This window comes from Vibrio sp. 11-4(1), assembly GCF_013048625.1.
Classification (GTDB): Bacteria; Pseudomonadota; Gammaproteobacteria; order Enterobacterales; family Vibrionaceae; genus Vibrio; species Vibrio diabolicus.
In genome coordinates this window covers 608,251-621,125 of the sequence record NZ_VHSY01000001.1, presented here as the reverse complement: position 1 = coordinate 621,125, position 12,875 = coordinate 608,251, and the positions used below count along the sequence as shown (strand labels likewise).

At 42.4% G+C, this 12,875-nt stretch carries 12 protein-coding genes; 8 read left to right on the top strand and 4 right to left on the bottom strand.

Going from position 1 to position 12,875, the window contains the following annotated elements:
• The first annotated feature begins 167 nt into the window (after positions 1–167).
• The gene (soxR, locus tag FKN16_RS02550) at positions 168–599 is read left to right on the top strand and encodes a redox-sensitive transcriptional activator SoxR (RefSeq protein WP_005392679.1); all 432 of its coding nucleotides are present in this window, start codon (positions 168–170) and stop codon (positions 597–599) included.
• 9 nt (positions 600–608) lie between these two features.
• On the opposite strand, the gene FKN16_RS02545 is transcribed toward soxR, so the two are convergent.
• Both FKN16_RS02545 and FKN16_RS02540 read right to left on the bottom strand, forming a co-directional pair.
• Positions 609–1,004 carry a DUF2391 family protein gene (locus tag FKN16_RS02545; RefSeq protein WP_005373896.1) on the bottom strand — a complete coding sequence of 132 codons (396 nt, stop codon included), beginning with the start codon at positions 1,002–1,004 and terminating at the stop codon, positions 609–611.
• 13 nt (positions 1,005–1,017) lie between these two features.
• A complete protein-coding gene (locus FKN16_RS02540; protein WP_005392681.1) occupies positions 1,018–1,863 on the bottom strand; it encodes a tetratricopeptide repeat protein in 846 nt (281 codons plus the stop codon).
• A gap of 200 nt (positions 1,864–2,063) precedes the next feature.
• Here FKN16_RS02540 and FKN16_RS02535 point away from each other — a divergent pair, with 200 nt between their 5' ends.
• Complete coding sequence (locus FKN16_RS02535) at positions 2,064–2,534, top strand: ASCH domain-containing protein (protein ID WP_170901926.1); 471 nt, start codon at positions 2,064–2,066, stop codon at positions 2,532–2,534.
• A 50-nt stretch (positions 2,535–2,584) separates the two neighbouring features.
• Here the strand turns inward: FKN16_RS02535 and FKN16_RS02530 are convergent, their stop codons facing one another.
• A complete protein-coding gene (locus FKN16_RS02530) occupies positions 2,585–3,172 on the bottom strand; it encodes a class I SAM-dependent methyltransferase (RefSeq protein WP_005392683.1) in 588 nt (195 codons plus the stop codon).
• Positions 3,173–3,261: 89 nt separating this feature from the next.
• Positions 3,262–4,779, bottom strand: coding sequence for a phospholipase D family protein (locus FKN16_RS02525; protein WP_048624749.1), 1,518 nt, complete (start codon positions 4,777–4,779; stop codon positions 3,262–3,264).
• A 518-nt stretch (positions 4,780–5,297) separates the two neighbouring features.
• Here FKN16_RS02525 and FKN16_RS02520 point away from each other — a divergent pair.
• From FKN16_RS02520 to FKN16_RS02500, 6 genes are all read left to right on the top strand, one after another.
• Positions 5,298–6,455 (top strand): efflux RND transporter periplasmic adaptor subunit, encoded by a 1,158-nt coding sequence (locus tag FKN16_RS02520; RefSeq protein WP_170901925.1) that lies wholly within the window; start codon positions 5,298–5,300, stop codon positions 6,453–6,455.
• A gap of 13 nt (positions 6,456–6,468) precedes the next feature.
• Entirely contained in the window at positions 6,469–9,621 is a 3,153-nt protein-coding gene (locus FKN16_RS02515; protein ID WP_046873808.1) for an efflux RND transporter permease subunit, read from the top strand.
• A 342-nt stretch (positions 9,622–9,963) separates the two neighbouring features.
• Positions 9,964–10,230, top strand: a complete 267-nt coding sequence (locus FKN16_RS02510) for a hypothetical protein (RefSeq protein ID WP_046873807.1) — start codon at positions 9,964–9,966, stop codon at positions 10,228–10,230.
• Between the two features lie 409 nt (positions 10,231–10,639).
• On the top strand, positions 10,640–11,419 hold the full coding sequence (locus FKN16_RS24485) for a hypothetical protein (protein ID WP_249370501.1): 780 nt from the start codon (positions 10,640–10,642) through the stop codon (positions 11,417–11,419).
• Positions 11,420–11,431: 12 nt separating this feature from the next.
• On the top strand, positions 11,432–11,860 hold the full coding sequence (locus FKN16_RS24480; protein WP_249370500.1) for a hypothetical protein: 429 nt from the start codon (positions 11,432–11,434) through the stop codon (positions 11,858–11,860).
• 4 nt (positions 11,861–11,864) lie between these two features.
• Positions 11,865–12,698 (top strand): DNAase, encoded by an 834-nt coding sequence (locus tag FKN16_RS02500; RefSeq protein WP_170901924.1) that lies wholly within the window; start codon positions 11,865–11,867, stop codon positions 12,696–12,698.
• Positions 12,699–12,875: the final 177 nt, after the last annotated feature.

Genomic DNA, 12,875 nt, shown 5'->3' with positions numbered 1-12,875 from the left:
CGTTGGCTTATAACGGTGCTGTGTTTGTCAACCAACTTGTTCATTCCGAACGCATTATTTCGAGACCATCTGGGTTTAGCGTTAATTAAGATGGTGAAACTTTAAAACCTCAAGTAAACTTGAGGTAAAGCATTTTTTTAACAAAATTGATACACAGGGAGTCAAGGATGGAAATCAGCGTAGGAGAAGTGGCAAAACGTTCCGGAGTGAAGGTCTCTGCCCTGCATTTTTATGAACAAAAAGGACTGATTTCGAGTTGGAGAAATCAAGGGAATCAGCGTCGCTATCATCGAAGTGTGTTGCGCCGTGTTGCGGTTATTAAAGCGGCACAGCAAGTGGGGTTGTCGTTAGAAGAAATCAAACATGCGCTAGATGAGCTGCCGAAACATCAAGCGCCAAACAAACAGCAATGGGAAGTCATGGCGAGTCATTGGCATGAACAGTTGGAGCAAAAAATTCAAAAGCTCAAAGCTCTGCAAAACGATTTGGGTGGATGCATTGGCTGCGGGTGTTTGTCGTTAGAAACCTGCGCGCTGCGAAACCCAGAAGATGTGTTAGGCAAAGACCACTCGGGTTCTAATTTAACGTTAGAAGAGTAGGTGCTATTCCTATTCTTTGTCGAAACTGTCCACCACAATCGCACCCATTGACGCCGGCATTGTGATGACGATGACCCGTTTTATCGCAACCAAAGGTTCATTCATTAGTGGCAGCTTATCAAGACAGAAAAGAACTAACGCCACCACAACGGCCGCAATGAGGTATGCGATAACCACACGAAAAATAAAAATGGATACGCGATTTTTGATGTGGCTTTGGAATACGCTTTGATAGGCGAAAAAACTGAGGAAAATGACAGAAAGGCTTAACAGCATGAGCAGGTTTGCCATTGGCAAGCTTTCACCCAGTCGCCACGCCTCTTCAGAAAAAGAGATGGGGACGGCGAGGGCAAAAGCGCCAACCAACACTTGGCTGGCGTCTTCTAAGTTAAAGTGACTACTCATGCTGTTCATTCCATTATTCGTTTGCTAGGTGTAAGAGCTTTTCAAAGCGCTCGTTACCATGCAGCAATTCGAGGTCTCGCTCTTCGGCAAGCAAATCACGAATAGATGGGCTGTATTCAATAGCGCGTTCCAAGTCTTCAATGGCTTGCTCTTCAATGCCAAGACGAGAGTATGCACAAGCACGTTGATACAGTGCAGGACCATTGGTGTAATCGACTTCAAGTACGCGGTTACAGATGCTCAGTGCCCAGTGGTATTCGTTGATTTCCATCGCGGCGTCTGCTTTGTAAGTCAACGCTTCTAAATCACCTGGGCGAATCAGCAAGATCTCATCATAGATTTCAATACGTTGCTCTGGTGTTTGTGAGCTTTGCGCACGCAACCATAAGTTATGGATCTCGTTGATTTTCTCAATTTCTTTATTGTTTTCACTGATAATTCGAGTTTTGCGTTTTAAATCTCGCTCCAGTGCTACAAATTTCTTCTCGTATTCTTGGGCGATCTTTTCTAATCGTTTATCCGCCATCTCTTTGGTGTTGTGTTTAAACTCACGCAGAGATTGCCAGCCTACAAAGGCGATCAGCGATGCGACACCTGCGATGATGTAGAAGAAGTAGGTTACGGTCACGTTGGCATAGTTCAACGATTTATCCGCAACCGTCAGCTCGCGGTCGGTGATCTCTGTGATCATTCGTTTTTCTAGGCTCTGATAGTCCTGACGCAGTGCTTTTAGCTCATCTAAAATATAGCGTTCCATTAATGGTCTATCTAACAGATCCGATTCTGAATACTTTTCGTCCGATGCCATCGTCGGCAAGGCAAGTATCAGCGAGAAAAAAATACCAATAAATAAGCGCATAAAACGTCCTTTCACGAGAAGAGTACAGATAGACCATGCAACAATAGCAAATAGCACAAACGTTTAGCAAAGTTATTACAAAAGAAATAATTGTCGTCTACGTAAAAGTCATATTCTTGTTGTTTTTCAGTTTGTTCCTGGTGGTTATTTGCCGTGATATCTTTTATCCTCCTTGCGAATTTATGATTAATGGAGTGAGCATGGACGCGCGAGCTAAGGATTACTTAGAGCAGTATCTAAAATTATTGTCACCAGAACAAAGAGCAGCCGTACCATCAGTTAGTGCTGACTATTATTGTGCCGATGAATACAACGCCAACGTATGCGCCGATTTGGTTCGAATTGGACAGAAAACCGCCTCTTGCAGTATGGAACTTTGGTATCGAGAGCATGGCGAAAGCATGCCACAAGTGGGCCATTTACAAGTCGTCACGAATTGGAACGGGGACCCCGTTTGTGTGATACGAATTACTGATGTCAGCACATGCAAATATGAGGATGTAACCGCAGAGTTTGCCTACGCAGAAGGCGAAGGTGATAGAACCTTAAACTGGTGGCGTGACGCGCATACTGCATTTTTTAAAGCTGAATGCGATGAGTTGAACATAGATTGGCATGAGAAACGTACGCTAGTTTTGGAGCGTTTTGAAGTGGTGTATCCAGTCAATTAATCGCTGATAGCAGCACTGATTTGAAGTGCTGCTTTCTTGAGAGACCGCTTTTAGCGCTTGCGAGCGGTCACACTAAACATGTGCCAGTGTTTTGGGCTTCCGACTACCGTGGTTCCGTCTTCATCTCTTTCATTCAATGAAATGAGTTCGTAATCCTCGAATAAACTTTCCACTTCCTTTTTCGTTAATGCGGTAATGTTCGGATGCATTTCTGATGCAACCCAGGAGTCTTTTACTCCTAAGAAATCACCGCAAAAGATACCGCCAGGTTGTAAGGCACTGTCTATTTTGGTCCAAACTTGCTCAAAGCCTTCGTCCGGGCAAAAGAACAAACTGGCATTCGCGATAACCAGGCTGCATTGAGGATAGTCAAACTCAGTAAAACAGCACTGTGAAATTGAGAAACGCTTGTGGCCTTCAAAGCGTGTTAAACAAGTTTTTACTGCATCTTCATGGCTATCAAATGCGTGAACGTTAAACCCCTGTTCGAGGAGAAAATGACTGTCTCGACCTATTCCGCAGCCAATATCAAGAGCGACTTTGCTCTCGAGTTTCAGTAGGTTTACGGCATTTTCTACGTTTGGGCGGTGAGGTTGGTTTAAAATTTTCTGATAGTACTCGTTCCATTGTGCTGACATTGAACTTCCTTGTATTTATTGTGTTTCCCCAAATCTAGTGTCCATTCTTGTATTGCTTTATCGGGGAGGTTTTGAAACATTGGCAATTGTTATAGCTGATCTTCAATTGGCAATATGCCGGAGAACCAAGCGCCCATTTTTCGCCATACTCCGGCCTCTGGTTCAGAATCATATTCTTTGCCTGTTTTTATGTCAGTCCAGACAATGTCTCCGTCGTGCAGAGTTAAGGCATAGGCGTTATTCGACAATTGATTCGGCAGTTGTTCTAGAAACATTTGCACATATTCTGGCTGTTCGATAACAACGGCCATTTCGGTATTCAAAGCGGCTGAACGTGGATCCCAGTTCATCGAGCCAACAAACAGAGTTTTGTCATCAATCGTCATTGCTTTTGCGTGTAAACTTGCTCTGCTGCTCCCCGTGAGGCTCCACTTGCTTTTGAGTTTCGCGCTCGCTTTTACTTCCCATAGCTTGACCCCAGCTTCGAGCAGGTCTGTTCGATATTTTGCGTACCAACCATGCACGGCAAACACGTCGTTAGAGGCGAGACTATTGGTCACTATCGTGATATCAACACCTCGCTTGGCCGCGTTACTCAATGCTTGAGTGCCGACTTCGGTTGGGACGAAATAGGGGGAGATAAGAACAAATGAATGTTCAACACTTTTAACCAGCTCCGTTAAATTATCAATAAGTTGGCTCTCTCGGGTCGCAACTTTATCGGGTAAGTCAAACCATACTTTTGCTTCTCCCCAGTAGAGCTTGAGATTGCCTTGTTTGAGAGCTTGGTACATATCCAGTTTAGTGAAGTCATAACGGCCGGTTGAGAACTTTTCCTCTAGCTGGAGTTTGTCGACCTGCTTTTGAATCGCCAGGTCTGTAATTTGCTGTGAGTCCGGTGTTATCCATTCCATTGGTATCGCATAGGCGCTATTCCAGTAGAGGTCGAACTGATCTGCAGTTTGTTGTACCGCCTCACCATAGAGCAGTAGATCAAAATCACCAAATTCGACCTGTGATTCAAAAGAAAAGTACTCATTGCCGATATTCCTACCCCCGACAATGGCAGAAACACTGTCTGCAATCAAAGACTTATTATGCATACGACGATTAAGACGTTCAAAATCGCTAGCAAGTGCGAACCAGCGGGAATCGCGATACTGATGCGGATTGAATAAGCGGATTTCGATATTAGGATGTGCATTGAGTGCAGCCATCACGTCATCGTTTCGCTTTTGCATATCGTCAAGCAACAGCCTTACTCGGACTCCACGCTTTGCAGCTTCATACAAGCGCCACGTTATTAGCTGACTCGTTTCGTCACCACGGTAAATATAGTATTGAAGATCAAGGCTTTTTTGTGCGGACTCGATTAAAGAGGTGCGAGCAAGAAGGGCATCGTGTCCTTGATTTAACGGGGAAAAGCCAGTTATTGACTTTGGGTCTTTCCCGTAAGCTTCAAAGTACTGTGCAAGCACAGAGTCACCTTGATACCCAAGTTGGAAGCTAGTGGATTTTTCACTGGGATCGTTCAATGACACGGATGAACATGCCGATAAAATTGTGAATAAAGAAGGGAAGAGCAGCTTAGCGAGTGTATGTAACAAAGTACATTTCCTTGTCTTACAGAGTGTTACTTATCAGAAATTATAGACCTAAGTTGTCGCAGCGTGCATCCAACAAGGTTGGATAACGGGCTATTAATCAATGAATTGTCATGTTCTCGGGATTAAGTTCACCTTTTTGAACGCAGATAATCATTTATTTTAATTATGATTGCGTCTGAATTGGTCATAATCACTAATATCTGGTGGTTATGACCAATAGCACACTGGTTAAAATAGTTGAGTAATAATAACTATTTGAATTTTAATAAATAAATGCCTGGCACGTCCCTTGCTATTTAAATGAAGAGTTAAGTCAGGGCAACTTGCGAAGTTGGTTAATTTTTTGTTAATTTTATTAACTTTGAATTGGCAATAACTCTGTAGTTAGCAACCGAAAAAGCAAGGTACGCGCTGCTTTGACGTCTATTCAAATGTAATTCCCTCACCATCATGCTTACAGGGAGTCAAAGATTTAATAAAAGCATGGTGATGAAAACAACAATAAAAAAGGATTTTCGATGTTAGCAAAACCCGTATTACGTTGGCTTTTACCTTTCGTTGTCGTTGGTGGCTCTTATGCAGGATATGCCGCAATCGCCGCGACAGCTCCGGAAAAAGAGTCAACCAAAGATGCCATTACAGAGCCTACCGTTCAGGCTTCTTCTCTTTTTCCTACCGATCATAAAGTGGTGATAACCAGCCATGGTGAGTTAGTCCCTTTTGAAAAAACACACCTTTCCGCGCAAGTCAGTGGTGAAGTGATAAGTTGGCACCCTAATTTTGTAACGGGTGGGATCGTGAAACGAGGAGAAGTACTGTTCACGATTGAAAGTGACAACTACGAAGCGTCGGTTTTGCAAGCCGAAGCCAATTTAGCTAGCGCACGTGCGAGCTTAATTGAGGAGCAAGCCAAAGCGGAAGTGGCAAAACGCCAGGCCAAGAGACTGAGCGATAAGCAAGTGACAGACCTGTATTTACGTAAGCCTCAGGTTTTGAGCGCGCAAGCGCAAGTGAAGTCGGCTCAAGCAGCACTCAAACGAGCAAAAAGAGATTTAGAAAATTGCAAAGTCGTTGCACCTTACGATGCGCTGGTTGTTGAGCGTGACATTGGTGTTGGTCAATTTGTCACATCTGGCTCTCGAGTTGCAACGCTAAATAACATTGAAGTGGCGGAGGTGCATGTACCAATTGCCGGTTTTGATAGTGCATTTTTACCCGAATCCATTGGTGAGCTCACTGCGACAGTAACGCAGCAAGGTGTATTTTCTACCACTAGAGAAGGTCGAGTTGTTCGTGATTTAGGCATGATTGATAGCGCTACCCGAATGATTAACATGGTCATTCAAATCGCGGACCCATATGGTATTGATAATCAGCAGCCTCCAATTAAATTTGGCTCCTACGTTGAAGTGAGCTTCACAGGTAAGGAGCTAAAGCATATCTATCGCCTGCCACAGGAATTAGTCAAAAATCGCACAGTATGGGTAGTGAATGGTGAGAATCAACTTCAACCTCGGACGGTAACGGTCTTGAGAGCAGAAGGTGAATTTTTACTTGTGGGGGAAGGCTTAGAGCAAAGTGATAAGTTGGTACTTACCTTGCCGGAGTACCCTCAAAAAGGCATGGCGGTACAAATCGCAAAAAAGAGTGACAACTCCGAAACCGTCGTACAGTAAGTAGGAGTTTGTCATGGAAGATACTAAACAAAAGGGCTTAATTGCCTATTTTGCGAATAACCCCGTCGCTGCCAACCTTTTGATGGTGTTCATCATCATCATGGGTGTGGTGAGTTTTCTCTTTATTCAAAGGCAGATGTTTCCGAACATTGAGGTGAACTACATTGATGTTCGTGCGACTTATCCTGGCGCTTCACCTCAAGAAATTGAAGAAAGTATTCTCGTTAAGGTTGAGGAATCGATTAAAGATGTCACCGGGATTAAAAAAACGGTCTCAACGGCCTCTAGAGGTAGCGCGTATGTCTCTATCGAGGTAGACGTTAATGCTGATATCAAGCGTGTCTTGGATGATGTAAATCAACGCATTGATACTTTATCCAACTTACCTGCCGGTATGGAACCGATCAATGTCTACCAAGTTGAGTGGCGTCAAGATGTGATAGAAATGGGGTTAGTTGGGGACCGACCGCTTGAAGAGCTCAAACCCATTGCTAAGCAAGTCGAGGATGAATTACTTCAACTCAAAAATGTCATGTTGGTGTATTTGAGTGCACCAGAGGAAGAGATAGCGATTGAAGTTGATCCACTCGTTCTTCGTAAATACGACTTGACGTTGAGCGATATCAGCAGCGCGATCAGTCGTTATTCTGCCAACTTTTCTGCGGGCGAAGTCAAAACAAACTCAGGGATGATCGCAGTAAGGATTGAAAATCAGTACTACCGTGGTGATGAATTTAGGAATATTCCTGTAAAGCTTGGCGCAAATGGTGCAAAGGTTTTACTGCAAGATATCGCCACGATCAAAGATGGCTTTACGGAAGAAGAGCGCTACTTTGAATACTCAGGGCAAAATGCGATCTACATGTCTGTTGAAGCGACTCGTGATCAGAACATTATCCCTGTTGCCGAGTCTGTTCGTAATTATATCGAAGCAAAAAACAAGACATTGCCGCAGGACGTTAAGCTCAAAGTCTTAGTGGATACGACCTATTATTTAAACGGTCGTCTCGACATGATGTTGAAAAATTTGCTGCAAGGCGCTGCTCTAGTGGCGATTATGCTGACAATTTTCTTGCGCTTTCGCTTGGCAATGTGGGTAATGATTGGGCTGCCAGTGTGTTTTCTTGGCGCGGTGATGATGATGCCTGCATTAGGGATCACGGTAAACATCGTATCTCTTTTTGCCTTCATTATGGTGCTCGGTATTGTGGTCGATGACGCCATCGTGATGGGAGAGAGCGCCTACAGCGAAATTGAAGAAAAAGGCGGTGGCGTCGAAAATGTGGTTCGCGGTGTCAAACGTGTTGCCACGCCAGCTACTTTTGGCGTTTTAACCACAATTGCCGTGTTTGCCCCTTTCTTGTTGTCTAGCGGTATTGATAGTGCTTTCTTCTATGGTATTGCGGGCGTTGTGATTCTTTGTTTGATCTTCAGTTTGATTGAATCGAAGTTAATCCTTCCTGCTCACCTCGCACATACTCACTTTAAGCCAGTTAAACCTGGTGGCTGGCGTGACCGATTTAACCAACGCTTTTTTGGCTTTGTAAACGGCACTTATCGTAACTTTGTCACGACATGTACGCATTGGCGCTGGACAGTGTTTGCTGTGTTTTGCGGTTTGCTGCTGATCAGTGCGGCTTTGGTCAACGCGAATTATGTTCGGGTGATCCCTAACCCTAAAGTGCCTACTGATTATCCTGCGATCACTATTGAAATGAACGATACCGTTTCAAGTGAGCAAACAATCAGTGCTCTTAAGACCATCGAACGTGTGATGCAAAAAATTGAATCAGAGACCATCGCAGAACATGGTCAAGGTATGATTCGTGATGTGCTTTCATACAACAGAAGCCGTACCGAAGGCCGTGTTTTGGTGCCATTGGTTGATGAGGAATTACGCCCGTTCAATACATTTGAACTTGCTCGACGTTGGCGTGAAGCTATGCCAGTTATTCCTGGAATGAAGAGCATCAAAATCCGCGAGCAGAGCGCGGGTGGCGGTGACAGAGATGAGTTTGGTTACTTGCTGTTTGGTTCTAATATTAATGAATTGAACGAGGCTGGGCGTTACTTGATAGAGCGTTTACAGCAGGAAGAAGGGTTATACGATATTTCATCTTCTATTGATTCAGGAAGTAAAGAAGTACTCCTCTCTCTTGCGCCTGTAGCGTACGATCTCGGACTGGATCTCACCATGATCGCAGAGCAAGTGGGTGGCAGCTTCTACGGTGGTGAAGCACAGCGTCTTATTCGTGATGGTGAAGAAATCAAAGTTATGGTGCGTTACCCGCAACTGACACGTGAAGCATTTTCATCATTACGTTACGCTGTGATTACCACGCCAGCAGGTAAGAAGGTCATGCTGGGTGATGTGGTGAAGATCAACGAGCAGCCGGGCGTGAGTAGCATTCGACGTGAAGGCGGGTATCAAACCGTTTATGTCTATGGTTCGATAGACGAAGAATTGGTTGAACCTCAAGAAATCGTGAAGGTCATCGACGACAATATCTTACCGGACATGAAGCAAGTCTTCCCGAGTGTGAAAACGGAATTGGGTGGTGATATTGAAGAGCAGGCAGCGCAGCGTAATGAACAGATTCTGTTCTTTATTGCAGGCATGATCATCGTCTACATCTTGTTAGCCGTACCGTTAAAAAGTTATACCCAACCTTTGATTGTAATGTCAGTCATTCCATTTAGTCTGACGGGGGCGATTTGGGGCCACTTCTGGCTAGGTTTGGATATCAGTATGATGTCGACATTTGGTTTGATCGCCGCTGCTGGCGTGGTTATCAACGACTCTCTAGTTATGACAGATTACGTAAACCAAGTGAGAGAAAAGGGTATGAACATCAAACAAGCGGTGGTTGAAGCGGGCTGTGCACGCTTTCGAGCGATCACGCTCACCTCAATAACGACGTTTGCGGGTGTATTGCCGATTATGTTTGAAACGAGCTTGCAGGCGCGTTTTGTCATACCAATGGCTGTAGCTTTGGGCTTTGCGGTGTTGTACGCAACGGTTCTGACTTTAGTGCTGGTGCCTTGTTTGTATTTAATGCTTGAAGATATTAAAAATATTTTCAGATCGATTAAGGGGTTTATTCATCGCTTTATCAATCGTTTCAGAAAGTCGCCAGTGACGTCGAGCGTTGAAGTAAATATATAGAGTTAACAAGCTTGATGTTAACGATTAGGAGCAGCCTTCGGGCTGCTTTTTTATTTCTGTATTTTGATTCAAAGCAGTTCTAGAGTGGGTTGTTACGTAATTTATTCGATGAAAGAACAGCGAGAAAATCTCCTGATAAGTTATTCTTTTTATGAATACCTTTTGCGTGTTTGATTCTCTTGGTTAATTTAACACTTGGTTAGCGAAATTTACCAGATGGAGATAATGATGAATATATAGTCTTGGCTAAGTTATTGAAAAATAACAAAATAAAAGTTGGCATCGTATGTGCAATATATAAATTGTAACTAAAACGAACTGCTAATCCTCAAGGAGCTTATTATGAAAAGCGTATTTCTATCTACTCTAAGTCTTATTGTTGTAATGTCATCACCAATCGCTGCTGCTAACACTTTAGACAAAGAGGAGTGGAGCTCAGATTTACGTCAGGACTTTTCTGAAATGAAGCATGAAGCTGTAGCAGATATTCAGCAAATGAATATGGATGCCATCCACGCACGCGATGAGCGTATCGTGAAAAACATTAAAGATGAGCAAGAACAGTTAGTAAAGGTAACGTGCCACAAAGAGAAAGCAAGCAAGTCATAACCGACGATAAAGAGACTAACAGACGAAAATGAATCCAATACGAGTTCAGTGCTAGTTAGCAGTAAGCACTGACCTTGTTGCTCTACTTGCCAGCCTTTTAAGGCTGGCTTTTTTGTTAAAGGTATACTGTATAATTAGTATCTATGGGTACGTTCCCCCAATAATTGGTAGTTCATGATTAAATGTCTCTTGTTTCAAACGTGACTTAAGGCACTTAACCTTCGTATCAATAGGTGTATATATCTAGTGATTTATCATCGAGATGGGGATGAATGTAATTTTTAAAATTGTTGATTTCATTAAATTGGAGGCGATGCTATATATTTGAAATTCAGAAAGATCTAGTCTCCTTGTTGACCTTAATAATACCTTAGTATATGCCTCACTTTTATTTGAAGAGGGATTCGTAATGACTTGGGAGTTTATTGAAAGGAAAGAGGCTTTTGATTATATTGGGCTAAGTAATAAGTCGGTTAATGAGATTGAACAATTCTTACATGGAAGAGTGAGACTTTCAGCTACACTCTTTAGCAATAAAAAACTATACTTATCAAGACAATCCCTCATCATGCTTGCGTCTCTGAATGAATATGATCAGAAGCAAGTTGTCAAAGAAATGTATTTTCTTTCATCTAACCCAAGCACACCGTCTGTAGTTAGACACAAACGTAATCCATTGCTTCGAATATTTCGAACTAGGTATCCCTTCAAAAATTATCATTATTTATTAACTTGTATCCTTAGAGACGGGAAAGTTGTAATTCATGATATAGCTTTTGATCGACAATTGCATGGTAAGTCTATTTTTAAGCATTCACATCAAAGAACCCAAATGTATCATGTGAAGAAAGAAACAGGTAAAAATGGTGAGTATAATGGGGTGCAGAACAATGACGAAGCAAAGTTATTGTTGGCTGAATGGGACCACACTAAAGCTCAAGTAACTCACCAAGTCAATACGCTTCATGCTACGGTAAATGGAATGCTGAATGATTATGAGAAAGCGGCGACACTGATGGGAGTACATACGCAGGTGGCATATAAAGAAGATAAGCCAACAGAGTATACGTTGTTTCACAACCCTTCTGATAATGCGAAGCTGGATCTTATTGAATGTGTTTATGACAAAACTCGTTTTACTTCGCACAATGCTCAACACCTAGCAGCAGTAATGAAACAATGTGCATAGCAGGGTAAACAAGTGAAATGGACAGTACATAGTCAAGGTGCCATTATTTTTAACTCTGCGTTTGAATATGTAAGGAAAAAGAATCCGAGCTTAAAACTATTGAATCAACAAGTTGTGGTGCACGCTGGAGGGGCCAATACAACGAAGATAGGAAAAAACGCACAGCAGCTTGGTTTGAAGATAAACTACAATAAAACCCGAACGAATCCCTTTGATATTGTCCCAAATATTGCTGCGAGACAAACTCCATTATCGGCAAGTAGTCTCCTTCGTTGTTGTAAATTCTTGGGATTGGTGATGAATGGAGAGGTCACAGAGAGCCCACATACATTACCCTATTTTGGTGTTGAATCCTATCGACGACAACTGATGATGTCTGGTACTAATATGGCTAGTAAACGTTTAAAAGATATTGATGCATATTTAAAGAATAAGAGTTAGAAATATGGGCCTTATTAAAACTTGTAAAGATGGCTTTCGAGGAAAGCCAGATTTTTCAAACTTGCTACATAATGTATTCCAGATAGATGACTTAGTATTGTCATTTGAGTGTCCGAACAATATATATGAAGGGCATGTATACCAAGATCTTGTGGAGTTAAAACAATTCGATGTTGACTCAAAAGAAGAACGGCATGAAAAGTTAATAAAATTGGCTTCTATTTATTTCTCATTTCAAAAAAAAATATTAAACCCTCTATTACCTATAAATAAACAAGGTGGTTTATATATTAGGCTAAGGATCAAGTCTGCCAATGAGGATATTAGTTCCGTCAATCAATTGTCTTCATTCATAGAAAAAGAGTATGTGGGGTTTTATCATGCTCTAGAGTCTCCTGAAGGATCTAAGAAAGGAGATCATACAGAGATGATGAATGATGCTATCGATTACGCAAATCATCGCTGGGGATTAAAGCCGATAAGCGAAGAAAAAAAGAGAGCGAAAGAAGAATTTCTCGTAGGAGAGTTTCTTCGCGGCTACCCCCCAATTAAATGCCAGGCTATTGATGTTGGAGAGAAAACGTACTCAAAATACGTAGAAGGTAACTTGGAGTATAAGAAGGACTATCGAAGAGTTTACAATTTGCATATTAAAAATGAGTTTTACTTTAGTATCGAGTTTTTATACGAAATCGAGCCTATGTTTGCTCAAAAAAAGTTTTTAGATTGGGTGAGAAGTGCTGATGAAACCTTTGAGAAAAAGGTGTTAGAGTTACTAGAATTGTCTCCGCTTGTTGATTCGTATACTACCTCCAAGGTAGAGAGATTGACCAAATAGAATTGATCCTGTGCGCTCTGACTTTCAACTTAAAGAAAAAAGCCCGCAAAGAATTTCCTCTGCGGGCGTAATAAAGGGCACCAAATTGGGTGTCTATTCATTTTGGAGGTGGTCGAACGTCCATATAAAACTGACAATAGGCTTGGTGAGAGGCTTACCACCAGCGCGACCAACGGA